General features: G+C 42.6%; 21 protein-coding genes. 11 read left to right on the forward strand and 10 right to left on the reverse strand.

Translation table 11 applies throughout. The features are described 5' to 3' along the window. Positions 1–27: 27 nt before the first annotated feature. From BVC89_RS10150 to BVC89_RS10165, 4 genes are all read right to left on the reverse strand, one after another. A complete protein-coding gene (locus BVC89_RS10150; protein ID WP_086931085.1) occupies positions 28–2796 on the reverse strand; it encodes a valine--tRNA ligase in 2769 nt (922 codons plus the stop codon). A 312-nt stretch (positions 2797–3108) separates the two neighbouring features. After that, complete coding sequence (locus BVC89_RS10155) at positions 3109–3744, reverse strand: hypothetical protein (RefSeq protein ID WP_086931086.1); 636 nt, start codon at positions 3742–3744, stop codon at positions 3109–3111. 73 nt (positions 3745–3817) lie between these two features. Further along, positions 3818–4246: a DNA polymerase III subunit chi gene (locus tag BVC89_RS10160; protein WP_086931087.1), complete on the reverse strand. Its 429-nt coding sequence runs from the start codon at positions 4244–4246 to the stop codon at positions 3818–3820. A 9-nt stretch (positions 4247–4255) separates the two neighbouring features. Then, complete coding sequence (locus BVC89_RS10165) at positions 4256–5752, reverse strand: leucyl aminopeptidase (RefSeq protein WP_086931088.1); 1497 nt, start codon at positions 5750–5752, stop codon at positions 4256–4258. A 379-nt stretch (positions 5753–6131) separates the two neighbouring features. Here BVC89_RS10165 and lptF point away from each other — a divergent pair, with 379 nt between their 5' ends. Both lptF and lptG read left to right on the forward strand, forming a co-directional pair. Next, positions 6132–7229, forward strand: coding sequence for an LPS export ABC transporter permease LptF (lptF, locus tag BVC89_RS10170; RefSeq protein WP_086931089.1), 1098 nt, complete (start codon positions 6132–6134; stop codon positions 7227–7229). 163 nt (positions 7230–7392) lie between these two features. Then, a complete protein-coding gene (gene lptG, locus BVC89_RS10175; RefSeq protein ID WP_086931090.1) occupies positions 7393–8454 on the forward strand; it encodes an LPS export ABC transporter permease LptG in 1062 nt (353 codons plus the stop codon). A 1-nt stretch (position 8455) separates the two neighbouring features. On the opposite strand, the gene BVC89_RS10180 is transcribed toward lptG, so the two are convergent. Next, on the reverse strand, positions 8456–8932 hold the full coding sequence (locus BVC89_RS10180) for an RDD family protein (protein WP_158657872.1): 477 nt from the start codon (positions 8930–8932) through the stop codon (positions 8456–8458). A 352-nt stretch (positions 8933–9284) separates the two neighbouring features. Then, a complete protein-coding gene (locus tag BVC89_RS10185; protein ID WP_086931092.1) occupies positions 9285–9794 on the reverse strand; it encodes a hypothetical protein in 510 nt (169 codons plus the stop codon). A gap of 843 nt (positions 9795–10637) precedes the next feature. On the opposite strand from BVC89_RS10185, the gene BVC89_RS10195 reads away from it, so the two are divergent. After that, entirely contained in the window at positions 10638–11309 is a 672-nt protein-coding gene (locus tag BVC89_RS10195; RefSeq protein ID WP_086931094.1) for a DUF1330 domain-containing protein, read from the forward strand. Positions 11310–11434: 125 nt separating this feature from the next. On the opposite strand, the gene BVC89_RS10200 is transcribed toward BVC89_RS10195, so the two are convergent. The 3 genes from BVC89_RS10200 to gap form a co-directional block, all read right to left on the reverse strand. Continuing rightward, positions 11435–12319, reverse strand: coding sequence for an adenylate/guanylate cyclase domain-containing protein (locus tag BVC89_RS10200; RefSeq protein ID WP_086931095.1), 885 nt, complete (start codon positions 12317–12319; stop codon positions 11435–11437). Positions 12320–12362: 43 nt separating this feature from the next. Then, complete coding sequence (locus BVC89_RS10205; RefSeq protein WP_086931096.1) at positions 12363–13100, reverse strand: DUF3108 domain-containing protein; 738 nt, start codon at positions 13098–13100, stop codon at positions 12363–12365. Positions 13101–13297: 197 nt separating this feature from the next. After that, complete coding sequence (gap, locus tag BVC89_RS10210; RefSeq protein ID WP_086931097.1) at positions 13298–14305, reverse strand: type I glyceraldehyde-3-phosphate dehydrogenase; 1008 nt, start codon at positions 14303–14305, stop codon at positions 13298–13300. Between the two features lie 524 nt (positions 14306–14829). Here gap and zwf point away from each other — a divergent pair. The 3 genes from zwf to eda all read left to right on the forward strand — a co-directional run bounded on the left by zwf (position 14830) and on the right by eda (position 18985). Next, on the forward strand, positions 14830–16299 hold the full coding sequence (gene zwf, locus BVC89_RS10215) for a glucose-6-phosphate dehydrogenase (RefSeq protein WP_086931098.1): 1470 nt from the start codon (positions 14830–14832) through the stop codon (positions 16297–16299). Positions 16300–16510: 211 nt separating this feature from the next. Continuing rightward, positions 16511–18331 (forward strand): phosphogluconate dehydratase, encoded by a 1821-nt coding sequence (gene edd / locus BVC89_RS10220; protein ID WP_086931099.1) that lies wholly within the window; start codon positions 16511–16513, stop codon positions 18329–18331. A 27-nt stretch (positions 18332–18358) separates the two neighbouring features. Continuing rightward, a complete protein-coding gene (eda, locus tag BVC89_RS10225) occupies positions 18359–18985 on the forward strand; it encodes a bifunctional 4-hydroxy-2-oxoglutarate aldolase/2-dehydro-3-deoxy-phosphogluconate aldolase (protein ID WP_086931100.1) in 627 nt (208 codons plus the stop codon). Positions 18986–19052: 67 nt separating this feature from the next. Here eda and BVC89_RS10230 read toward each other — a convergent pair whose 3' ends face one another. Continuing rightward, the gene (locus BVC89_RS10230) at positions 19053–20819 is read right to left on the reverse strand and encodes a hypothetical protein (RefSeq protein ID WP_086931101.1); all 1767 of its coding nucleotides are present in this window, start codon (positions 20817–20819) and stop codon (positions 19053–19055) included. Between the two features lie 1081 nt (positions 20820–21900). On the opposite strand from BVC89_RS10230, the gene BVC89_RS10235 reads away from it, so the two are divergent. From BVC89_RS10235 to BVC89_RS10255, 5 genes are read left to right on the forward strand one after another with little or no spacing between them, the layout of a single operon-like run. Beyond that, complete coding sequence (locus BVC89_RS10235; RefSeq protein ID WP_158657873.1) at positions 21901–22833, forward strand: MipA/OmpV family protein; 933 nt, start codon at positions 21901–21903, stop codon at positions 22831–22833. Positions 22834–22860: 27 nt separating this feature from the next. Next, entirely contained in the window at positions 22861–23271 is a 411-nt protein-coding gene (locus tag BVC89_RS10240; protein ID WP_158657874.1) for a DUF3019 domain-containing protein, read from the forward strand. A 14-nt stretch (positions 23272–23285) separates the two neighbouring features. Beyond that, entirely contained in the window at positions 23286–23978 is a 693-nt protein-coding gene (locus BVC89_RS10245; RefSeq protein ID WP_086931104.1) for a response regulator, read from the forward strand. A 1-nt stretch (position 23979) separates the two neighbouring features. Beyond that, positions 23980–25266, forward strand: a complete 1287-nt coding sequence (locus tag BVC89_RS10250; protein WP_086931105.1) for an ATP-binding protein — start codon at positions 23980–23982, stop codon at positions 25264–25266. 36 nt (positions 25267–25302) lie between these two features. Further along, positions 25303–25527 (forward strand): hypothetical protein, encoded by a 225-nt coding sequence (locus BVC89_RS10255; protein ID WP_086931106.1) that lies wholly within the window; start codon positions 25303–25305, stop codon positions 25525–25527. Positions 25528–25636: the final 109 nt, after the last annotated feature.

Genomic DNA, 25636 nt, shown 5'->3' on the forward strand with positions numbered 1-25636 from the left:
TGGAAAAATCTGTCGGGCTAATTGTGATCAAAGAGCTGAAATTTTGCCCTTCTGTTCAGATAGCTTAGCTAAAGATGTCTGAATTTCAACTAACCTGTCTCTCTCTTTTTGTACAACTTGCTCCGGCGCTTTATCAACAAATTTTGCATTAGCCAGTTTGCCTTCAATTTTTTGCAAATCTTTTTGCATACGCTCTATTTCCTTATCTAGACGAGCGATTTCTGCATCTTTGTCGATTAGACCTGCCATCGGAACGAGAATTTCTAATGTTCCCACCAATGCTGTCGCCGACAGTGGAGCTTCCTCATCTTTATGAAGCCAGGTAATTTGCTCCAGGTGAGCCAATTTTTTTAGGAACTGCGCATTACTTTGTAAACATTGCTCATCAGCTTGGCTGCCGTTTTGGAAATACACGGGTAGCTGTTTCGATGGAGAGATATTCATTTCGCCGCGAATTGCGCGTATACCTTCAATAACACCTTTGACCCATTCGATATCAGCAATAGCTTGGTTATCTATTTTACTTTCATCGGCAATAGGGTATTGCGCCAGCATAATGGTTTTGCCTTCAGCTCCTGCCAGCGTTTTGACACGTTGCCATATCTCTTCAGTAATAAAGGGCATTAAAGGGTGTGCTAGTCTTAAAATTGTCTCTAAAACGCGTATTAGCGTTCTGCGGGTGCCTTTTTTAACATCGTCTGCAATATTATCATCCCATAAAACAGGCTTGGTCAGCTCAAGATACCAGTCGCAGTAATCTTTCCAGACAAAGTCATATATCGCTTGGCTCGCGAGATCCAAACGGTAGCTTTGAAAACCTTCCTCTACAGCTTTTTCGGCTTGCTGTAGGCGGGAGATAATCCAACGATCAGCAAGAGTTAAGCTATAGTCGCTGGAGCCGTCGGCAGCAGTATCATGTTCAGCGGTATTCATTAATACGTAATTGGAAGCATTCCACAGTTTGTTGCAGAAATTTCTGAAACCTTCGATGCGGCCAACATCAAAATTAATATCGCGCCCGGTCGAAGCCAATGAATAATACGTGAAGCGCAGCGCATCTGTACCGTAGCCCGCTATTCCTTCAGGGAATTCCTTGCGGGTAAGTTTTTCTATTTTCTGCTTCAGTTTTGGCACCATCATGCCAGAAACGCGCTTTTTAATTAATTCGTCAAGGCTAATACCGTCGATAAGGTCTATCGGATCGAGTACATTGCCTTTAGACTTCGACATTTTTTGACCACTGCTGTCACGTACAAGGCCATGAACATAGACCGTGTGAAATGGTACTTCTTTACGGAAATACAGGGTTAACATGATCATTCTTGCAACCCAGAAAAAGATAATGTCAAAGCCTGTAACCAGAACGGAAGAGGGATGGAAGGTTTCCAACATATCATTATCAGCGGGCCAGCCTAAAGTGCCGAAAGTCCACAGACCCGATGAAAACCAAGTATCTAGTACATCGTTATCTTGCTGTAAGTTAAGATCATCACTTAGCTTATGTTTTTGACGAACTTCTTCCTCACTGCGACCAACATAGACTTTGCCTTCATTGTCATACCACGCGGGAATTCGGTGGCCCCACCAAAGCTGTCTGGAAATACACCAGTCTTGAATATCGCGCATCCACGAGAAGTACATGTTTTCATATTGCTTCGGCACGAATCCAATGCTGCCATCTTCAACTGCTTTAATCGCCTCCTCGGCAAGCGGTGCCGTTTTTACGTACCATTGATTGGTGAGATAAGGCTCAATAACAACACCACTGCGATCCCCTCTGGGAACTTTGAGTGTATGGTCGACGATTTTCTCTAATAGGCCCAGGGCTTCGAAATCTTCAACAATTTGCTTACGCGCAGCAAAGCGCTCCATGCCACGATATTTCTCGGGCGCACTCTGATTAATATTGGCATCATCATCCAGCACATTAATCATAGCCAGGTTATGGCGCATGCCCATTTCATAGTCGTTAAAATCGTGGGCGGGTGTAATCTTGACACAGCCTGTACCAAATTCTCTATCCACATAGCTGTCAGCAATAATGGGAATTTTACGATCCGTGAGAGGCAAATCGATGGTTTTACCCACTAAATGCTGATAACGCTCATCTTCCGGGTGGACGGCTACTGCGGTATCTCCAAGCATTGTTTCAGGACGTGTGGTAGCCACTACCAAGTGACCTGAGCCATCGCTTAAAGGATATTTAAAATGCCAGAGGAATCCTTTTTCTTCTTCGCTGATAACTTCCAGGTCAGAGATGGCGGTATGTAATTTGGGGTCCCAATTGACTAATCGTTTACCCCGATAGATTAAGCCGTCTTCGTATAGGCGAACAAAAACTTCTTGCACTGCTTGAGAGAACCCTTCGTCCATAGTGAAGCGTTCGCGGCTCCAATCGGGTGATGCACCAAGGCGACGCAGTTGACGAGTAATATTTCCACCGGACTCTTCCTTCCATTCCCAGACTCTTTCGATAAACTTCTCGCGTCCAATGTCGTGGCGCTTAATACCTTGTTCATCAAGAATTCGTTCTACTACCATTTGGGTTGCAATACCCGCATGATCCGTACCTACCTGCCAAAGAGTATTACTGCCTTTCATTCTTTGATGACGAATAAGCGCATCCATGATGCTTTCTTGAAAACCATGCCCCATGTGTAAGCTGCCTGTTACATTGGGCGGGGGAATCATAATGCTATACGGTGAGCCTTCTCCGCTGGGAGCAAAATAGCCGCTGTCTTCCCAGTTGTCGTACCATTTTGTTTCGATATTTGAGGGCTGGTAAGTTTTTTCCATTGTTGTAGAAATACGCCTGAATTTTTGGTGGATAGAGACAAAAAAGGAGTGATTATAGCCTGCAATGGGGTCTCATTGCAGTGCACAAATGTGTTTATCGTAATAAAAATATTAATTTATGAATGCTCTGGTAGGGCTTATTGGATAAATACCGTCGAAGAGCAAGAAATATTTTATGATGGAATTGGCTAGATGGCGTTTAAAAAGGCAGCAGCTATCGTTCGTTTTATTATTTTATGCGTGTGCAATTTAATCAGTATCTGCGAATAGGAGCATAGTGGTTAACAGCTCGTTACCGATTATTGTTATCTTCTATTCTCTCTTTTCTGCTTTTTCTAGACTTTTTTTCAGGCGTAGGCGCAGTTCATGTTCTATCTGAGGGAGGTATAGCTTTACCAATTCATCAATGAGTGAGTCGTGATCTTCAATATCTGACAATGGCGCATTGGGGTTTTGCAGTTTTGCAGCCGCATCGATCTCTTTTTGATAGAGGGATCTCTCTCTGTCTAAACGTTCTTTAACATGCTTAGGCAAAAAAGGGTTTTCCAAATTTGAATCCTGTGTTTTTATTTCTGACGATTGCTGCTGAGTTTCAACTTCCACACTGTAGTTTGGCTGTGAATTACTAGCGCTGTTAGCTTCTTCAAAAAGAGATTGTTGACCTGGTAATACAGTCATAGATCCTGTGCTTTCCTGTCTAGTTGACTCGCGGTCTGCTTCTGAAGGTATTGCCTGGGAAACATTGTCATGTTCTCGTAATGGCACTTCCTTGGAAGCAGGTGTAGTTGGTATCTGTGTTTTAGCCTTCGGTGTCTGAGCTGTTTGCCCTTTATTTCTTTGCAGATTTTTCTCCGCAGTTGCGCCATCATCAGGAAGCAACGAAGCATGAATCGCTTCCAGTTCCTTTAACAATTCTTTTGGCGTTGGTTTATTGGGCTTAGTGCTCACACGCTAATACTCAGCAGGGGACTTTGTTGACACGATTGATATGCATTTTAAACGACCACAGGCAAAAATAATATTACCTAAGCTTATGTGTATTTATGGGATAACCCCTTTTTTTATAGAAAGCATAGCTGCTCCTTGAGTTAGCTAATACTTTATTATCCTGTATCACAATTTCAGCTAGCCGTTTAAAGCGGCTGAATTGTGATGGAATTTCCAAGCGCAAATTAACCATGACATCATGATGATTCTGATCGTCTTCGGTGTGGCTGATGACAACGGGCGTATCAGATGATTCGCCGTCGCCATGAATGGTGTGAGGAATAAACGCCTCTGGCCGGAATGACCAAAGAGCCTCATCAAGCATTTTGCTTTCCTCGTGATTCTTGGTAGCCACCATAACTCTATTGCCTTTATTTACCGCTTTTTCAATCAGACGGCAAGCAAAGTGATGCTGCTCTGCCACAGCATCTTTTTGTAAAACGTAGAAATCGATTAGCGTCATAAATAAATATTAGTTGTTTAACAAATATTCTACCAGCAAAGCGACCGGTCTGCCGCTAGCAGCTTTCTTTGCGCCACTTTGCCATGCTGTACCTGCAATATCCAAATGTGCCCACTTGTACTTTTTCGTGAAACGAGCGAGAAAGCATGCTGCAGTAACACTGCCAGCTTCGCGACCACCAATATTCGCCATATCGGCAAAGTTACTATCCAATTGTTTTTGGTAGGCGTCCCAAAGTGGCATACGCCATGCCCGGTCAGCTGTTTTTTCTCCTGCAGCGAGCAAATTTTCAGCCAACTTGTCGTCGTTACTATATAGTCCTGTCGCATGGCTGCCTAGTGCAATCACACAAGCACCGGTGAGGGTTGCGATGTCGACCACAGATTTGGGCTTAAAACGCTCGGCATATGTCAATGCATCACAGAGTACCAGCCGGCCTTCAGCATCGGTATTGAGAATCTCAATAGTTTGGCCTGACATAGAGGTGACCACATCACCGGGTTTAGACGCGCGACCTGAAGGCATATTCTCGGCAGCGGCAACAATGCCGACCACGTGCACAGGCGCGTTCATTTCTACTAGTGCATGCATGGCGCCGAATACACTTGCCGCTCCACACATGTCGAACTTCATCTCATCCATTGCCGCGCCGGGCTTCAAGCTAATGCCTCCAGTATCAAAGGTAATGCCTTTGCCTACTAGCACATGAGGAGCGGTAGCGTTTTTGGCATTCTTATATTCCATTATAATAAGCTTGCCTTCTTCGTCGCTGCCTTTAGCAACTGACAAAAAAGAACCCATGCCAAGTTTTTCCATTTGCTTTTCGCCAAGTAACTTAACGCTAAGTTTAGGATGTTGGCTGGCTAACGATTTTGCTTGATCTGCGAGGTACTGAGGTGTGCAAATATTACCAGGAAGGTTGCCAAGCTCACGCGTGGTGTTAATGCCGCAGCCGAGTGACTTGCCTTTTGTTAAGCCGCGCTTAGCAGCACTCATATCACTGGTAACAAGTGTCATCTTTTTCAGGACAGGCAACTTAACTTCATTTTTGGTAGTGTCGTAGCGGTACTGGCTTTTCTCTGCGCTTAACGCGAGATCTGTCGCAAGGGCTAATGTGCTCTCTGTGGATTCATGGATATTTACATCATCCACATATACAGCGGCGTCTTTTGCTTGAGTGGTATTAATAGCGGCGTTTATGGCGACCAAAGCTTTGCGCCAACTTTCGCACTTAATATCAGTAGTCTTCGCTTTAGCAGGCTTGCCTAATTGCACAAGTAGTAGGCGCTCGTAGGGCTGCTCTTTTGAGGTTTGTGGAACGCTTATCCATAGAGATTTACCTAGACTCTCGCCGAGGTCTTTAGATTTTAATGCTTTACTGAGCACACCATGGTGAGTTTTGTCTATTTTTTCAGCGCTAGTAAGTAGCTTATTATTGAGAGCAAAAACGACGGCGCATTGTGTTTTAAGTTTTAGAATATCAGTGTTTTTTGCAATAAATTCCATAAAGTAGATCCGCTATTACGTGGGGGGCTGCGATATTGATCATAGATGATGAGCAAAATATAGCCCAACGATTTATTAAAATGTAAGTGGTATACGAAGAAGTGCATGAAATCTTCAATTTGAGCCGGTTTTTCAAGGCTTAGTATTATTTTTTCAGCTGCTGTTAAGTGTACGCTATTATTACGGACATATTAAAGTGTCTGGATGGCTTGGAATTAGAATCCCTAAATATAGTCAATATAGATCCAACTGGACGCAAAGCGTGAATAAGCCCTAAGCAGATGAATGTGCCACTTCACCTATTCATTTAAACTGGTAGAATTCGTGCGCACGAGATAATGATATCTTAAAGACAAAATATTGATGTGGAGCAGTTTATTTGATCGTCTTCCGTTATTTAGCCAAAGAAGTATTATCCAGCATGCTCGCTGTCACTTTGGTGTTGCTGATGATTATATTCAGTGCGCGTTTTGTAAAGTTTCTTGCCGAGGCCGCGGCGGGTAAACTTGATGCCGGCGTTTTGCTGACTCTCATGGCTTACAAATCCCTAGGTTTTCTTGAATTGATTTTGCCTTTAGGGTTGTTTATAGGTGTATTGCTTGCCTACGGGCGTTTATATCTAGAAAGTGAAATGACGGTCTTATCGGCGTGCGGCGTCAGCGATCGTCGTATTCTTGGATATACCATGATCACCACCTTATTTGTGGCGTTGATAGTGTCTTCTCTTAGCATGTATTGGGGGCCTCAAGGTATTAAAGCTTCCGAGGCGTTGTTAGCTGAGCAGCGCAACCGCACAGATTTTGAAACCTTAAAGCCTGCGCGTTTTAATGAGTTAAATGATGGCCAAGCGGTGAGCTATGCCGAATCTATTAGCAAAGATAAGCAGCAATTGAACCGCGTTTTTATTGCAGAGTTTGCGTCTAACCCTGAGCTTGAGGCCCCCAGTATTTTGGTGGCTGAGTCTGGTAAAACAGTGGTCGACCCTGAGTTCGAAAAAAAATTCTTGTTGCTTAAAAATGGTAAACGTTACAAAGGACGTCCAGGCGAAACGGGTTACGAAGTAGTGGCTTTTGAGGAGTATTATCAGTTACTACCAGAGCCTAATTATGCAATTGAGCAAAGAGCAGAGACAGATGGCATGTCCACTTGGGAGCTATACCAGGATGATAGCCGCTTAGCCAATACCGCTTTGCAGTGGCGTTTGTCTTTGCCTGTACTGGTGTTGGTTGTCGGCTTTCTCGCGGTGCCTTTGAGCCGAACAAATCCGCGTCAGGGGCGCTATAGCAAACTTATGCCGGCGATTCTTGTATATATCATCTATGTCGTATGCTTAAATGCTGCGCGTGGTGCTCTAGACGAAGGAAAAGCAGTAATTCCGAGTATATTGTGGGTGATACATCTTGCATTTTTTATGTTTGCAGTATTGCTGTATTTCGGCCCCCGCTTATTTTATCGCACTCCAGCTAAGGTTAATTAGCGCTTGTTTAAAATCAGACATTAATTGCATCACCGGATGTGATGCCCAAAATCGACGGCTATTTAACGTTTGATTTTGCAAATTAAAGAAAATCGCATTGTCAGTTGCGGCATCTAGAATACACTCAGGAGACGTGTTTCTAGTTCGAGAATAGTTAACGTATATGAGACATTTGAAAAGATATATCGGGCGATCTGTATGGGAAGCCATTCTTACCGTACTGTTGGTGATTGTTGCCCTTGATGTGATTGCTGGTCTAGTTGACGAATTAGGTGATTTGCAAAGTGACTATACCTTTTCTAAAGCGGCCATTTATATCGCCTTAAAAATCCCTTCGAGTGTTTACGAATTTTTACCCCTGTCGTCTTTGGTAGGCTGCTTAATTGGCTTGGGTGTACATGCCAGCTCCAGTGAATTGGTGGTAATGAGAGCGGCGGGTGTTTCGATTAATCAAATTATTTGGGCGGTATTCCGTCCGGTGTTCATCTTTATCATCCTAGGTGCGCTGATTGGCGAGTATGTAGCGCCTTATTCAAATCAATATGCCGAAAGTCAGAGGGCTTTGGCTTTGGGGCATCAACGAGCATTGGAAAGTGATCGCGGCGTTTGGAATAGAGAAGGCAATGAGTTCATGCACTTCAATGCCGTGTTGCCAAACGGTAAGCTATTTGGTGTCACCCGTTTTCGTTTTGATGATGATGGTGAACTGTCTCAGGCGCGTTTTGCTGAGTCTGCTATTTATCAAGGGGACTATTGGTTTGAGCAAAATGTTAAGGTAACCCACTTCAACAGTGATGGCATTGAGATGGAATCTCAGCCTAACGGTATGTGGCGCTCGGAAGTATCACCTTCTTTACTCAATGTTCTGGTACCCTCACCAGAAGATTTGCCTATGCAGAAACTCTACAATTATGCCTCGTACTTAAGTAAGCAGAACCTAGATGCCAGTGAACACCGTTTGGTTTTTTGGCAGAAAGCATTGCAGCCACTGGCGACCCTAAGCTTAGTGATGATCGCTATCTCTTTTATTCTAGGGCCGCTGCGCCAAGTAACTATGGGCTTTCGTGTATTTATCGGTGTTATTGTTGGATTAATATTTCAGATGAGCCAAAAATTGCTAGGGCCCTCCAGCATTATCTGGGGATTCTCTCCTGTAGTGGCCGTCTGCGTTCCCATTTTAATGTGTTTTATGGTGGGGGTAGTGCTGGTTAGGCGTTCCCAATAACTTACTTCTTTTTGGGCGGTTTTGGCAGCTGTACGACCTTGGTTTTACTCGCTATATCATGCCAAGCAGCTTTATTTTTATTGATTAGACACCATAGATAGCCCACACCCAGTAAGCCCAGGGATATGGGCCCTACTAATATGCGAACTAAACACTGACCGTGTGAAATACTGTCTTCTTGCCTGCTCACTAATTTGAGACGCCATGTTCTCATGCCGATGGTTTGGCCTGCGCGCATCCAAAAAAACCAATAAAAAGCGATCATGCTAAACATCCAGCCCAAGCCAAACCAATAACTTTTATGCATGGGTTGGTAGTCACCAGAGTCATTGATTCCAATAGCTACCATAAAGAGGGTGGCAAGAGCAGAATACCCCATGCTAAGAGCAAGCAAAATAAACAGATCGTAAGTGAATGCGAGTAAACGCTTTAAAAGAGATGCACTCGGTAAGGTATGCACCATTAGCGTGTTGGTCAAAGTTTGGCCTTTTTAGTAGAATGATAAAAATAGATGATCTCAAAAATAGCGACCAAAGCATAGCAGAATATGTTTTACCCTTATGGGACGGATCTTGTTTGATTTTTGAAAAATGTATGAAGAATAACAATCTTTCTTAAGTAAGGGCGTTGTTTGTAAAATTGCTAATAATTTATGCTTAAGTTTTATTTGGCTTAATATTTTTATTTTAGATCCGCTGCTATTTTTTGTTATTGAATTTGTTTTCTGTTTTCATTTGCAAAAAATTGATTCTGCAATAGGTTGTTCGCGATGTTTAAGTTGAGTGCGCCAGACTTGCTTAGAGGTCAAAGCCAATTATTAGAGGCGCTCTTTACTTAAATTTATACTTAAAACGAAGGTTGAATTTGTCGTCTGACACTTTGAGCTGATAATTTGATAGGCTGGTAAACTGCGAAGTTGTTGGCACTTTGGTCGCTGGTAGATAAATTCCACGTTTATTCTCAGACGACTTAAACTTGCTTTTCCAGTTTGCCAGAAAGTATAGCCTTAGATAACGCCGCAGCGCCTCGGTGCCTGAGTATGAGTGTTTCTTGTCGTTCAGCAACCAACGATTATTCATAAGCCTCTGGCTCATACTCATGGATGTATCTCGTTCTAATTTAGCGGCGAGAAAAAGAGTATCTGTTTCCATCATAGATGTTGGGATGATGTGCATTTGATCAAAGTCATCTTCTTGTATACCGAAGTGCTCGATTCTATCTAGGTAGAAGTCATTCTGGCTGTGTGCAAAGGAAGATGTAAAACCGATCAAAACATAGCAGGCGGCGGCAGCGATTTGCCGTAAATAAGTCCTGCTTGGTGATAATATGACCGATTTCATTTTTATCTCCTTCCGACAATTATTATTATCGAAAGCTAGAATCAAATAATGTGAAATGTTGGTCGTTTTATGGATAAAGTTGATAGAAGGAGAGTATTTTTGTGAAGCTCTCTCCCTGTTAGAGCGAAAGGGTGGCTTGGAGATGTTTTTTTAGTGTAATCAATATACCCAAAAAAGTAGTCGTGATTCTGTAATAGCGGATATAGGATAAAAAGCCTCTAAGCCCCAAAATTAGGTAACAAGAATAAGGCATTGAGTATTAAAAATAACAACCACCAAATACTATAAAATACGCTATTTAGCTCCGACTCTCGTCCCCGCAATAGCAATACTGGCAGATAAATAATTATTAGCGACAATAAGGGACTAGTTATCGCTCGTCCTAGGATAAATCCTAATGCATAGGTTATTTCTCTATCCAAAAGCGTAGTAAAAGTTATCGTGTAGTAAGTGAAGCCTACACTTAACGCAAACATGGCTAAGATATTCTTAATAATAGTTTTGTTTTTCATTGGCTTAATTGAACGTATTTTATCTGCCACTCTTTGATTGTAGTATCACACTAATTATTTTGTTTTATCATTAAGTATTTAGGTTAAAAATTTTTATCATTATATATGCTCATTCTGATAGCGTATCATACATATATTTCGTAGCATCTTCATAATACCAATATCAGCTCAACGCCGCTAAAATCTATCGACGGCATTTGATTACTCCAATGTATTGCAATAGATGACTATTTTATCTAGATGGTCACGTATCCTATTGATTCGGTCTTGAATATTAGATTAGTCTTATTAAATAAGTTTAATTTAATTAATGAGGGGGTAAACTATAGTAATGCTCAAACTTAAAACTGCCGCTGCGATACTTGTGCTTTTCATGACTAATTTCTGCCAAGCTGGAAAAGCCACAGAAGACAGCATATATCATTTTATTCGTTTCAATGTTGGAAATGTCAGCAAGTATGAAGCATTCCTGACGAAGCTTGAACAAAATGTTAAAAATAATAAAGGTGAAATTCTAACACGTGGATTGCAGCGATCGAGTTCGTGTTTGGAAAATACATGTAGAGATGTGAATATTGTTATTCGATTCCCTAACAAAAAAAGAGCTAATAAATCCTTTAAAAAAATCAAACCCCAAATATCTATTGCTGCATTCAGTGACCTTTCTTACTCTTCCTCAGTTCAGCTTGTTTTACCGTTATTTGATTTTGATGCGCAAGAAAATCATTTTTTTATCGGTGAGTTAAACGTTGCTAACATAACAGCATTTAGGAATCAGTACGAAACAAAGACTGCACAGCTGGTGGCGTTTCATGGTGGCACAACTTCAACGGTAGATAAATCGAGTAAATGCCTTTTGGGGAACTGTTATTCTGCCAATATACTTATAAGTTTCCCGACAATTCAACAGGCCCATAATTGGTACTATTCGCCTGAATATCAGCAACTAATTCCCATTCGACAATCGCTTTCACAAGGTCGCAGTTTAGTTCTTACTGAGTGAAAAAGTCACGTTAGTACGTAGTATTAAAAGGTTGTCTAAAGAAGAAGTAAGTGAGACATAAGTTAGTTCGATATTATTTTGTAGAATAAATTACTTTCTAATTATTTATTTTGACCCGACGCCTTTTAATCTAACTGGTACTCCAAGATTGTTTCTGACATGCCGCAGGGTTGGCCGATACTGAACTTGCCATTAGTAAGTAGGGGGGTAGACTCCCTCCTTAGGAAAACTTCGCTCTGGCCATCCTGCAGCAGATAGGTGCCGTTGGTACTATGGTCTTCGAGAATAAATTTGCCATGGCGATAAGATAGGGAGCAATGTTTGCGCGAGGCATTTTTATGTTTAATACAGATTTGTACTACACCTAAGTCGCGACCTATACTGATTCGTGAATGTGTATCAACGTAATAGGTATTGCCGCCATAGTTGACTTGTAGTTCTGTTGGTAGTCCGTTAGCTGCGGATATAGCTTTAGTAACTACCATTGTCGCGTCAAACGCATTGGTATCTTTTTGTTCCCAATTCAAACGATATACTAGTGACTGTTCTGACTGACCTTTGAGTGTAATGCGATCGAAATACTCACATTGTCCACGTGCTAAAGAAAGATTGGCATAAGTATTGGAATCCAAAAGCACTTGATTTGCTTGCGCTGTTCTTGCCAAACAGGCGGCATTATTAACAGTATCGCCGTATAAATCGTTATCTTCTGCTCGAACAATTTTGCCAAAGCATATTCCTGTACGCAGAGTAAAGTGTATAGCCTTTAACTCAGTATTCATGCGCGCAGCGGCTTCACATGCGGTATCAGGCTCGGCGTAAACATACATGATTTCGTCGCCGATAGTCTTAATTATTTGCCCGTGTGAGGCAACAATAATGTCAGACATAGCCTGAATAGCTTCGTCTATTTTCTGCTTGGCTCGCTCATTACCCAATGAGGCGTAGAGTTGCGAGCTGCCAACAATATCAGAAAAAACAACAGTAAGATGATCGGTGTTTTGAGGCATAAGGCTGTTAATATCTTTGTGTTACCTATCGATACATTTAATATTAACGGATTCTGACCTCAGAGTATAATTTTGTCATGTTTTTAGGGTCGTGAATAAATTGAGTTAGGCGTGTTTCATGTTGCTTGCCATCTTTGACCTGACGAATATAAGCAATCTGATGGAATAATTCAGGTATCAAACCAATTTCGGTGTATTTCCCGTTATTATTAGGGTTATGTCTTTTTATTACTATAATGGGATATGTCTTATCGCCTAGAGTAAAACTATCCTCACCGATTATTTCAAAGCGGCGGGATTTAAACGATTCTTTTTGAATATAGTTATATTCGAGCTCCGTCTCGCCATGGTGCAGATCCATTTGCAGCTTTAATTGATAGAGTGAAGGGTCGAGGGTATTCTCAGGCAATGCGTGAGTGATTATTTTTGCTGATTTATCTTGCTTGTAAAAAGCTTTCTGGGCTTGCCAATCGAAAGTAAGTTGCTGTTTTTTCCCAACACCTAGTATCTTTCGCTGGTAGGTATTTTCTATGGGAACTAGGGTGCGGTTGTCAATTTTGAAGTGACTTTTTTCCTCAAGTCTAGCAAGCGGCGCTTTCCCCTCTAGTTGATAAACATAGTTCTGATTATCAAGCTGCTCTAGTGATCGGGTCAGTTCAATATCCATACCGCTGTAGCGAGCGCTATAGGTCGCAGTAAAAAAATTCTCTTTACTATGAGTGAAGGATGAAAGGGAAATCAGCATCCATGCCAGTAGCGGCGTAGCAGCAAGTTTTATCATTATCACCTCTATATCTGTTTTAAGCTTGGGTTTAGAGGGTAATGGCGGCGGCGTGAATAGTAGCTGAATATGCACAGCTATCGGAGCGTTATTCTATGGCATACCTATTTTCGCAGTATTGGCAAAGGTATGAATTGATCTGGGCATAAAAAAGGAGGCCTAAGCCTCCTTCTGAGTACATCTATATCACATTCGATTTAGTTATTAGCGGCAAAAATTACACGGCTAGTATCGAGCATACGATTTGAGAAGCCCCATTCGTTATCGTACCAAGCCAATACTTTTACCTGATCACCAATAACGCGAGTTTGGCTGAGATCGAAAATACAAGAGGCTGGATTGTGATTGAAATCGCCAGAAACTAACGGCAGCGCGTTAACGTCCATAATGCCTTTAAAGCGCCCCTCGGCTGCTTCAGAAATCACTTGATTCACTTCTTCTGCAGTGGTTGCTCGGGAAGGTTTAAAGGTGAAGTCTAAGCAAGAAACATTAATCGTGGGTACTCGCACTGCTAATCCGTCTAATTTACCTTTAAGTTCTGGTATAACTAGGCCTATTGCCGCAGCTGCGCCAGTTTTGGTAGGTATCATATTATGTGCAGCTGCGCGTGCGCGTAGCATATCAGAGTGATAGGAGTCGGTAACACGCTGATCGTTGGTATAAGAGTGGATGGTATTCATCAAGCCTGTTTCAACACCGATGGCTTTGTGAATAGCATACGTCATCGGCGCCAGGCAGTTTGTTGTACATGAAGCATTAGAGATAACTTTATGTTCAGCAGTAACGCTCTCGTGGTTTACGCCATAAACGACAGTGAGGTCAACTTCTTTACCCGGTGCAGAAATCAGCACATTTTTAGCACCTGCCTGCAAGTGCATGGCCGCTTTGTCGCGAGCAACAAATAGCCCGGTACACTCGTACACAATATCCACATTCATATCACCCCATGGTAAATCAGTGGGGTTGCGTTCGGCGAGAATTTTAATTTCGTTACCCGCTACAGTGATACCTTCTTCACTCGCCTCGACATCAAAGCTAAAGGTTCCGTGAACAGTATCGTGCTTAAGTAAATGAGCATTAATTGCCGGTGAACCGAGATCATTAATAGCGACGACTTCAAATTCGTCTTGTACATTTTGTTCGTAAATTGCGCGGAGAATATTTCGACCGATGCGGCCAAAGCCGTTAATTGCGATACGTGGCATGGCAGTTTCCTGAGTAGTTGATCCAAAGATTTTGGGAGCGAGATTATCCGCAATCGTCGCTGAAAATGCAACTGAACTGGCTTTTTGTGCAGTCTTATTTGATTTGCCTCAGACTAAAATCCAGAGAGAATTATCTACAGTGATGGGAGGCCAACAATAACTGCATAGCAATTCATTGGAGCATAAGCTTATGTTTAAAGTGGATTCAAATTGTGTGCAATATCGTCAAACGTTTGTTTCAAATTAACCCTTATTAGGATGAGGATGTTCGGAAAGCCTTGCCACTGGCAAAATAATCTCGCGTCCAATTACGCCAATGACTCAATAAAGATGATAGAATGCTGCGCGTTTTGCATAGGGTTTATGATGCTTTATGTACATAAAGAGCTGTTATTATAGAGGTTTAGGGCCAAGTATGTGGCTTAGACTTCTTATAATCAATAGCGGCTCGACTTTATTAATGCGCGTCATGCTAAGACGTAAACGTGCTATATAGCTATTTTAATGACAAGGTATCTCGATCTATGAATACAGACCTACTAATAGTTGGGGGCGACGGGGATCTCGCACTTCGTAAATTATACCCATCTCTATATTACCTTGAGCTCAACGATTGCATGCCAGAGAACGTGCAAATTATTGGCATGGCTCGTACGGCGAACGAGCAAACTGCGTTTTTAGCAAAAGTAAAAGAATGGTTGCAAGCAAATGTTTCTGAAGCATTGTACTCAGATGAAAAATGGCAGGCTTTTTCTAGCAAAATAGTCTTTGCCCAAGGAGATGCAACCAATCCAGAATCGCTGGCAAAAGTGAAGGAAGAGTTTTTGGGAGAGGGTAATCAGCTGGTGGTATATCTGGCAATTCCCCCCAATATTTTTGGCAACGTATGTTCGTCACTTGAGGCGTGTGGTTTAGCAAAACCCACAACCCGCTTGGTGGTAGAAAAACCTTTGGGTGAAAGCCGGGAGTCCTTCTTGGCAATCAACGATGAACTAGCGCGAGTATTTACCGAAGAACAGCTATTTCGTATCGACCATTATCTCGGTAAAGAAACAGTGCAAAACTTAATTGCTATGCGCTTCGCCAACGATATTTTTGAGCCGTTATGGAACTCTAAATATATCGATCACGTGCAAATCACCGTGTCTGAGTCTGTAGGTGTGGGTAACCGTTGGAGCTTTTACGATCAAACTGGTGCTACCCGCGATATGGTTCAGAACCACCTGTTGCAGGTTTTGTGTTTACTGGCCATGGAACCTCCAGCTGTGTTGAATGCAGAAAGTGTAAGAGCTGAAAAGTTAAAGGTTTTAAACTGTCTTAAAACCATTACGCCTGAAAACGTCAAGGAATATACCGTGCGCGGACAATACCGTAATGGTGTAGTTGACGGTACTAGCGTACCGGGTTACCTGGAAGAAGAGTCAGATAAGTACGAAATTGACCCTAATAGTCAAACGGAAACCTATGTTGCTTTGCAAGCTGAGATTCAGAACTGGCGTTGGTCTGGCGTGCCTATTTATCTAAGAACTGGCAAGCGTTTACAGTCTCGTCACTCTGAGATTGTGGTGCAGTTTAAACAAAGCCATCATCAGATATTCAATCAAAACCATCTTGAGCATAAACCGAATCGCATGGTGATCAGGTTGCAACCAGATGAAGGGATTCGCCTTCGAATTATGAACAAAGTTGCTGGGCTAGAGGCTGGTATTCCGCTGGAGTCCGGTTGCCTTGATTTTCATTTTGGTGGTGCTAATCATGTGAAAAAGCATGACGCATACTCCCGTCTATTATTCGATGTATTGCGTAATGACCAGACATTGTTTGTAAGTGCCGCAGAGGTTGAAGCTGCCTGGAAATGGGTCGATCAAATATTTGCCGCCTGGAAAGAAACTGGCATGAAAGCTGAAGGCTATATGGCCGGCTCATTTGGCCCTCCTGGCGCGGATGTGTTGATCGCCAGAGGTGGGCGAGAATGGCACAACTTGGTGCTTTAAATTCTTTTTGTGGGTTAATTTGGTGCGATTTTGATGGTCTATACCCGCGGCAAAAGCCTCTGTAGGGCTGTTGATGCACTGAAATAACCTGTCGAAAAAACCAAGCGGTTGATGTGCAACCACAGCCAAGTAATTGCCGGTTGCTTAATTTGATCGCGAAGGCCTCACTGCCTTCAATGTCTTTTACAAGAGCTAATTAATTGAGATATATATGAACAGTACGATTGAAGCCATTACGCAGCGTATTATCGACCGCAGTCGAAATTCGCGGCAAAAATACCTTGCTGTGATGCGCCAAACTATGGATGGCAACCCTCCCAAAAAACGCTTATCTTGTGGCAACCTGGCTCACGCTTATGCAGGTTGTGGTAGTTCGGATAAACAGACGATTCGCTTGATGCAAAGCGCCAATCTGGGCATCGTAACCTCTTTTAACGATATGCTATCAGCCCACCAACCGCTGGAAGTTTACCCTAATATTATCAAAGAAATGGCGCGCTCCATGGGGAGCAGTGCGCAAGTAGCTAGTGGTGTTCCGGCAATGTGTGATGGTGTGACCCAAGGTCAACCAGGTATGGAGCTGAGCTTGTTTAGTCGTGAGGTGGTGGCGATGGCGACTGCGGTTGGCTTAAGTCACAACATGTTCGATGGCAATATGTTCTTAGGAGTATGTGACAAAATTGTGCCGGGGATGTTGATAGGCGCATTGCAATTTGGCCATATTCCTGCGGTTTTTGTTCCCGCAGGCCCCATGCATACGGGTATTCCAAACAAAGAGAAAGCGCGTGTTCGCCAAAAGTTTGCAGCGGGTGAAGTTGGACAAGAAGAGCTATTAGAAGCGGAAACAGCGTCTTACCACAGCCCGGGTACGTGCACATTTTACGGTACTGCGAATACTAACCAGATGATGGTGGAAATGTTGGGTGTGCAGTTGCCTGGCGCATCATTTGTCAATCCCAACGCAGAGCTGAGAACCGCGCTTACTGAGGCCGCAGTTAAGTATGTTATCGCATGTACCCAGTCAGCGGGTAATTACCGTCCGATGTACGATGTGGTGACTGAAAAGTCTATTGTTAATTCCATTATCGGCCTGTTAGCGACGGGGGGATCGACAAATCACACCTTACATATTGTTGCGGTGGCAAAAGCCTGCGGTGTCGAGATTACTTGGCAGGATATGGATGAATTATCTCGGGTAGTGCCTTTGCTTGCTCGCGTGTATCCAAATGGTCAAGCGGATGTCAATGACTTCCAAAACGCCGGTGGTATGGCGTATCTGGTTAAAGAATTACGCCTAGGTGGTTTATTGAATGAAGATGTTACTAATGTTATGGGACAGGGCTTAGAGGCCTATGAGAAAGCACCTGAGTTAAATGAGAAGGGTGAGGCAGTCTGGGGGGATAGCTTCGGAGACTCTAAAGACGAGGAGGTATTGCGCCCGGTGACCAACCCGTTTGATCAAGAGGGTGGTTTGCGCGTACTGAAAGGTAATCTAGGAACGGGTGTGATTAAGATATCGGCTGTCGCGCCGAAAAATCGCAAAGTTACCGCGCCGTGTATTGTGTTTGAATCACAGCATGATCTTATCGACGCATTTAAACGCGGAGAGTTAGATAAAGATTTCGTTGCCGTTGTACGTTTTCAAGGGCCGAGTGCTAACGGCATGCCTGAACTGCATAAAATGACACCTCCTTTAGGAGTATTGCAAGATCGTGGCTTTAAAGTTGCGCTAATCACAGATGGCCGCATGTCCGGTGCATCAGGAAAGGTGCCTGCTGCTATTCATATGTCACCAGAAGCTAAACTGGGCGGACCTCTAAGCCGAGTCAAAACCGGCGATATTGTGCATTTTGATGCCGATGCCGGTGTAGTGAAAGTTGAGCTTAGCGATGAAGAGCTTAACGGTCGTGAGCAGGCATGTGAAACAGAGATTACCCAAGATTTGGGACGGAGTCTGTTCGGTGGACTAAGGGCAATAGCTGGTACATCACAAAAAGGCGCAACGATCTTTGATTTTGACGCGGAATATTAAGTAACGAATTATCTTGGGGAATATATTGTGGCAATTACGAAAGAATATTTAGAGCCTATTGGGGTTATGCCAGTCGTTGTTATCAACGATGTAGCTGATGCTGTACCCGTTACAAATGCCTTAAAAGAAGGGGGCATTAAGGCTGTTGAGATCACATTGCGAACAGAAGCAGCGCTGGATGCTATTCGCGCAGTAAAAAATGAGTGTAGTGATATTTTAGTGGGTGTCGGCACTGTCATTAATGAGCAAAACTTGAAGGACGTCGCCAGTATCGGTGTGGACTTTGCAGTATCGCCGGGTTTTACACCAAACCTAATTAAAGCCGCACAAGATCTTGATGTAAATTTGTTACCAGGCTTGACGTCTCCATCGGAAGTTATGTTGGGTATGGAGCTAGGCTTAACGTGCTTTAAGTTGTTTCCTGCAGTCGCTGTCGGCGGATTGCCTTTGCTCAAATCCATCGGTGGCCCTCTACCTCAAGCGACTTTCTGTCCTACAGGTGGCTTAACGATCGATACCTTTACCGACTTTTTGGCACTGCCAAATGTGGGGTGTGTCGGCGGTACTTGGTTGGTTCCACAGGATGCTGTTAAGAGTAAAAATTGGCAGGCAATTACAGATATTGCGCGTCAAACCACGGCAAAAATTAAGTAAGTCTATCTTTAAGCCGCATATAAAATGCTATGTATGCGGCTTAAATACATGGAGCTGATTGTATTTGCTATTTTCTTTGAGCCAATAGAGCCCCACTGATCACGAGAAGATTGCCTACGTCGTTAATGTTGCTGCCATTACCGAGCATTTCATTAATAATTAAATCTACACGTCCATCATTATCAATATCTGCCGCACTTGCACTGTAACCAAGAGTATCACCAATGTCGCTGCCTCTCGTGCCATTAGCGCCTAATATATTAGTGATATTGAAGGTATCTTTCGCTGGCTGCAGACCATCTTGCAAGTTGATAGTAGAGGGCCAAGTGCTTTGGCCCCACAAAATATGCATGGCGCCAGCACTTGCGCGGCCAGCGGGATTGGCGTGAGGAGAAGCGATCGCAAGGTCATCGATGCCGTCGTTATCGAAATCGCCATGGGCAGCTGTATCGCTTGATATTGCGCCGGGTTCAGGCCCAAGGATAGTGGTTAGGCGTAAGCCAGATGGTGGGTTATCTATAGTAAAACTTGTGTCCTTCAAATTAGCCGCCTGAAAGAATACAAAGCCTAAACCTGCGTTATTATGATCCGAGGTATCCCCTGTAATATCGCCGATAAATAGATCCGCCATATTGTCGCCATCGTAGTCGAGGCCACCGATGATTTCTTCTCCGAATGAATCCGTATCAAATATGTTGTTGGTACCACCTCGTATGTCCGTTATCGAACCGGAGGCATTTCCATCGGCAGTGATACTGAGATCAGTCCAATTGGCTGGAAAATTGTCATCCCAAATGATGAATAAACGCCCCTTTGGAAAGCCCCCTCTGCCCTGAGCACTGCCCGAGGGTGCGCCATTGGCGGTAATTGATGCGCCTGCGCGATTGACGGTTGCTCCTACGATTAATTCTGCGCGACCATTGTTATCAAGATCTGCAATATTGAGTGTGGCTCCAAAATGATAATTAGCTGCATTGGCAGGTGGGTTGACGGTAGCTATATACGGAGAAAGTCCGCTTGCGGCAATATTATTGAGATCAACGGTGATATTTTGATTGAGGTGCGCGCCCCCTTGGACGACAAAGACTGTACCGCTATTTGTGCCCTGAATATTTGTTTGATCTGCTCCTACTGCAAAGTCTTCAATGCCATCACCTGTGATATCACCTACGCGCATCCATATCCCCAAACGATCCAAGCTGGCAGGCCCAATGAAGGTAATCATATTGATGCCTGCAGGTGGGTTGCGTAAATCAAAAGTATCTAGGTTAGCCGCGAGGTTTGTTAATTGGCTATTGCCTATCACAATACTCAGTGCTCCTGCTCCAGGACGAGTAGGGGAACTCGCAGCAAAGTTCTGGCGAGCAATCAGTAGATCCCCTAAACCATCTCCAGTGACATCTCCCATCCATATTTCCGAGCCACTTGTTTCACGTATACCATCACCTATAAAGGTGAGAATATTACTGCCGCTTGAAGCGCTATCAATGGTGCTATTAATAGTTCCATTACCGAGTACCAGCGCTATTTGCCCTGTATTAGAGCGCCCCTGGGGAGAAGCCACCATGGATGCCATCGCGTAATCCGTGTTGCCATCTCCATTGACGTCATAACCTGCAGCCACAGGCACACCAAAACTGCCGTCACCAGCAGATCCTAGCAAGCGAATTAGGCCGTCTGTAGCTTGAATGTTGTTAAGATCAATATCCGTTTGAGCCACTGGAGTTGGTGTTGGTGTGGGCGATGTTTCTGGTGTATCAGATGAGCCTCCACAGGCGCCAAGCGCGATTAGTACGCCAAAATAAAAGAGAATACTGGCAACAAACTTGATCATACTTAATTCCTAATACGTGATAGCTATTTGTAAAGTACTGTAAAGCGTTAATGTATAATGAGAGTTCTATAATGTCGCCAAACAGAAGTGAATTCAAATGTATAAAAATGCACTTTTTTGTAACATAAATGTAAATGCAAACTTTCCCAAGGCTGTTTTATGTGACATTGACAAAAATGTTTGAAGGATGAATGAGGGGTATCACACTTAACTTGTGTAAGTGGTTACTCAGAGCAGCTTTGTCAGCCGCTAGAAACGATAGAAGCAATGAGTGCTTAGACAAGTGGCTTACTGTTTTTTGTCGCTTAAAGTTTCTCAATATCCATCTAAAATCTTATGTTAGTTAATGCAAGATTTTACTGAGCTAACGCTAAGTGTTGTTTTTTGAGAGCTTACCTGCAACTCAATAGGTTCATTTTGAGGCTTTATTTAAGTAGTTGTGAATTTAAAAATGTGAATATGTTAGAGATATCCAATTTATTAATACTCAGGCCTTGCTGAGTATATGCAACTCCTTGATAATTATAGGTATGTTAATTTGGCTTTGATAAATACTATAAGTGCAGGCTATTTTCAGTAAGCTAATATTTGTATCGACTGGTGTAGATGAGATAAGTGAAAACTAATAAACAATGTATTTGATTTTAGCGTTAAGCTAAATAACGACAATCATACATCTTGGGCGATGCTATTTTGGTAGTAATTAATGAGTACATAAATAATAAATTATAAGAGAACTTAGGATATTAGTAAGATATTTGGCTGTTCTGTAAATTAATCAAATTGATGGGCCTTATCCGAAGAAGCTAATATCCTAATGTAAAGAGCCTAGTGTAAAAAACCTAGGTTAACAGTATAGAAAGATAACATATATGTACTTTAAAAAAGTTAGTGATAGCTACCCAAGAATCCTAAAGGCCAAAACCTACGCGATATTATTTAGACTTTGTTTTGTTTGCGATTCTAATAAGCTACATTATGTTACATATTATGGTCTAATTGGTACAGCTTCGATAGTGCGATAGATGTTTAATACATATACACAAAAATGCTACCGCGAAAAATGCGAAGGAGATATTTTTTGAAAGTATCTATCAGACTACTTTTGCTGTTTTTTCTATGGTGCTCGCGATCATTATTCGCCAGTGATATTGCCATAGATGTAAGAGCGGCAGGAGGCGAAACTGATCCAGGCAATGGCGGATATTTTGAAGTGGGTGCTGGCATTGACTTTGTCTATTTGCCCGAAGATATTCCCGGCCAATCCAATACTGTTACCGATTACTATGCCTTTGTGGGCGGTGCATATCGTTATAACGGATTTTTTTTCGAAGGTGTAGATGGCACATTGGACGGAATCAATTTCGGCTATCAACTTTGGAACAATCATATGTGGTCGATAGATCTTCTAGTGTCGAGCTTTTCTGGTGTTATTAATGAAGATGGTGAAGCTTTAGAAGATATGTTTGATGAAGGGTTCTGCTTCCAAGATGAATTCGTCAGTGAAGAGGATTTTTTTCTCTGTGAGTACTACCTTTCTATGGAAGAAACCCCTTCAAACCCTCAAATCTTACGCATAAATCAAAATACTTTTTATAATGGCGCAGGCCTGCGTGCGACAGCTTATTTAGACGACTATGTTTTTCAATATAGGTTGGTGACTGACGTCCACGGTGGTAACGGCGTTACCAGTACCGCCCGTCTTGGTCGTCACTGGCAAATACGCAACTGGAATTTCCATGGGATTATCGGCCTAGCTTATGCGTCTGAAGTAACTAATGAGTATTTATGGGGGGTGACACTCGAGGATGAGACGGGGAATATTCAGAGCTTTTCTCCCGGCAATACAGTCACGTTACAAACTGAGGTTGGTGTTGTTTACCCACTTAGTCAGAACTGGGTATTTCGATCATTTTTACGCTATATCGACACTCCGGATCAGCCAGATGATAGTCCTATAATTGTCGATGATTATGAGGTTTTATTTGCTACCACGATTAGCTACGTATTCTAGTTGTTAGTGGAGTTAACGGGACATAATGTGAAAAAACTTAAGACTACATGTCGAACCGTTTCAATGCTATTTTTAATAGCGTTCGGGGCTGCCTGCCCTGTCAACGGGGATATCCAAGAGTCTTATAAATTAACTGTCAAACCCACTCGCTGCATTGCCTTGCATAAAGGTCAGGTCTGTTATCAAAAATTAAAATTTAGATGGAAAATGCTGAGTAGTGAAGATTTTTGTCTTTATCAAGAGTCAAAAGATGAGCCTCTTGCCTGTTGGAGTGGAAACGAGAGAAGCAATTTCGAGTATAAATTTGAATCATCTACTAGTGAGTCTTTTTCGATTCGTCGCAAAGATACTGATGACAGTGTAGCAGAAGTGAAGGTAACACTGTCGTGGGTTTATAGAACGGGGCGCAAGAACTCTAGTGGTTGGCGCTTATTTTAATGTAAAGGAATCGTATGAGCACAAAAGAGCATATTTTACTGGTTGAAGACGATGCGTCATTATCTGAGTGGATGAGCGATTATTTAAATGGCCACGGTTATCTTGTTACTGTCGCCAATCGCGGAGATGCGGCGGTAGAACTGATTGAGTCAGATGTTCCAGATATTGTCGTATTAGATGTAATGTTGCCAGAAAAAAATGGTTTTGATGTGTGCCGAGAGGTAAGAAATTTCTTTGCCCGACCTATTTTAATGTTAACAGCATGCACCGAAGAAGCCGATGAAGTACTCGGCTTGGAATTAGGCGCAGATGATTATCTTACTAAACCGGTAAAACCACGGGTTTTACTTGCAAGAATAAAAGCGCTACTAAGACGAGCGCCCGAGGTTACGCCTAAAAGTATGCGTTCTTTTGGTGCTCTAAGCATTGATGCTCAATCAAAGACTGCGAGCCTCAATGGTGAAATGGTTGGTTTGTCTTCTAACGAATTTGATGTCCTTTGGCTATTAGCGTGTAATGCAGGAAAAGTTGTCAGCCGCACCGAACTGGTAAGTCAATTGAGAGGCATTGATTACGACGGTTTTGATCGCTCGATTGATATACGAATTTCTCGTTTAAGAAAAAAACTGCTAGATGATTCAAATCAACCATTTAAAATAAAAACTGTTTGGGGCAAGGGTTACCTTTTCGCTCCAGACGCTTGGTGATATGCGTAAACTCATTATTTCATTGATTTGTGCGGTTGTACTAACCATTGTAGGTCTAGGCTGGGCCATCGGTCATTATTATAACTATCTCCTTGAGCGTGAAACCGGACACCAATCAAATGAGCTGATGATTTATGAGTCTCTTGGTCGTTCTTTGGCGGCAACGTTAAACCGACAACAAGATGTTGCAATGTTCGCCCGTTATTGGCCTTTAAATAGCTCGGTTTCGCTCGCCATTTTAGAGCGTGAGGACATGCCGTTGCCTTCCGAACTTATTGGCTCGTTTCTCGACGGCGAACCGGTGATGTTAGAGACAGATAATGAAGTTTCTCTCCATTTTTATTTACCCGCTCAAAATCAAGTAATGGCTTTTATTCTGCCTTTATCCGAAGCTGAAGACGTCGAGATATCCCTAAGTTTGACTCTCACATTGTTATTCTATGCCGGTGTTATTTTTGTTGTACTCATGTGGCTGTACCCGTTGATACGTCGCTTAAATGTGTTACAAAAAACAGCATTAAGCTTTGGTGCTGGTGAATTGCAAGCACGAGTTAAGCGAAGTCCTATGTCATACATTAGTGAAATTGAAATAGAATTTAATCGTATGGCGGATAGAATTCAAACGTTGCTCAGTGATAATAAACTGCTTAGCCGAGCGGTGTCTCATGATTTAAAAACGCCTTTAGCTAGGCTGCGATTTGGCATCGAAACCCTGGCAGAAAGTGAGACCAATGAGCAGAGGGAAAGGTACCATGCTCGTCTGGAAAATGACCTAACAGCAATGGAGCTGTTGATAGATACTCTCCTTCAATATGCGCGTCTAGACGAGTCGAATATAAACTTCAATATGGAAAAGATAAATTTTGCTGAACTTATTCAATATTCCGCTGATCAAATGTGTGATGTGCGCAGTTTTGTCAGTTTCAATATCAAAGGTGAATGTGTAATAGACGGTGATCAAAAGTATCTGCAAATGTTGGTCTGTAATCTTGTACAAAACGCGATAAATTATGCTGATACTAAAGTTCATTTAAGCTTGAATGACATGGACGATAAACTACTATTTACAGTAGAAGATGACGGTAAAGGTATTGACGAAGACCAACGTATCAACGTGCTCAAACCTTTTGTTCGCGGATCTAATAGTGATCAAAATAAAGGGCATGGTATGGGATTAGCCATTGTTAGCCGGATTGCCGATTGGCATAACGCAAGCGTTGTCATCGATGATTCTCCTCGCTACGGTGGAGCGCGAATCTCTGTGTGTTTCTCGAAAAAAGTAAGCTAAATTAATGTGCATAGCTCCTAAGTCAAAGGATGAACAATGAAAGCCCTTATAGTCAGTGTAACATTTCTTATTTCTATGCTTGGATGTAGCGAGCATACGATAAAAAAATCAGTATACGAGTCTGCCGCTTCTCATCAATGCGCTGAAAACTTCAAAAATAATCCTTACGATGCCAACGACAGCACTAGCTGTACTTCTGAAAAGGAAATAGAGGGTCGTAGTTATGATGAATATGTAAAGGCTAAAAACTCTGAGAAATAGCATCGTGTTATTGTGGCCTGTTAACAAAGATTAATAGGCCCTAGGCTTCACTCCTAACTCCTAACTCCTAATATAAGTAGTCAGACAGCGTTGCTTGTAAAATAAAAGT

Origin of the sequence: Agarilytica rhodophyticola, assembly GCF_002157225.2 — a bacterium.
GTDB classification, from domain to species: domain Bacteria; phylum Pseudomonadota; class Gammaproteobacteria; order Pseudomonadales; family Cellvibrionaceae; genus Agarilytica; species Agarilytica rhodophyticola.

Excerpts from the sequence above, each read along its gene's own strand:
- gap (WP_086931097.1), bottom strand. The coding sequence starts at position 14,305 with ATGCCACGTATCGCAATTAACGGCTTTGGCCGCATCGGTCGAAATATT.
- BVC89_RS10195 (WP_086931094.1), top strand. The coding sequence starts at position 10,638 with ATGCTCAAACTTAAAACTGCCGCTGCGATACTTGTGCTTTTCATGACT.
- BVC89_RS10255 (WP_086931106.1), top strand. The coding sequence starts at position 25,303 with ATGAAAGCCCTTATAGTCAGTGTAACATTTCTTATTTCTATGCTTGGA.
- lptG (WP_086931090.1), top strand. The coding sequence starts at position 7,393 with ATGAGACATTTGAAAAGATATATCGGGCGATCTGTATGGGAAGCCATT.
- BVC89_RS10165 (WP_086931088.1), bottom strand. The coding sequence starts at position 5,752 with ATGGAATTTATTGCAAAAAACACTGATATTCTAAAACTTAAAACACAA.
- BVC89_RS10230 (WP_086931101.1), bottom strand. The coding sequence starts at position 20,819 with ATGATCAAGTTTGTTGCCAGTATTCTCTTTTATTTTGGCGTACTAATC.
- BVC89_RS10250 (WP_086931105.1), top strand. The coding sequence starts at position 23,980 with ATGCGTAAACTCATTATTTCATTGATTTGTGCGGTTGTACTAACCATT.
- BVC89_RS10150 (WP_086931085.1), bottom strand. The coding sequence starts at position 2,796 with ATGGAAAAAACTTACCAGCCCTCAAATATCGAAACAAAATGGTACGAC.
- BVC89_RS10245 (WP_086931104.1), top strand. The coding sequence starts at position 23,286 with ATGAGCACAAAAGAGCATATTTTACTGGTTGAAGACGATGCGTCATTA.
- edd (WP_086931099.1), top strand. The coding sequence starts at position 16,511 with ATGAACAGTACGATTGAAGCCATTACGCAGCGTATTATCGACCGCAGT.
- BVC89_RS10200 (WP_086931095.1), bottom strand. The coding sequence starts at position 12,319 with ATGCCTCAAAACACCGATCATCTTACTGTTGTTTTTTCTGATATTGTT.
- BVC89_RS10160 (WP_086931087.1), bottom strand. The coding sequence starts at position 4,246 with ATGACGCTAATCGATTTCTACGTTTTACAAAAAGATGCTGTGGCAGAG.
- BVC89_RS10205 (WP_086931096.1), bottom strand. The coding sequence starts at position 13,100 with ATGATAAAACTTGCTGCTACGCCGCTACTGGCATGGATGCTGATTTCC.
- BVC89_RS10185 (WP_086931092.1), bottom strand. The coding sequence starts at position 9,794 with ATGAAATCGGTCATATTATCACCAAGCAGGACTTATTTACGGCAAATC.
- zwf (WP_086931098.1), top strand. The coding sequence starts at position 14,830 with ATGAATACAGACCTACTAATAGTTGGGGGCGACGGGGATCTCGCACTT.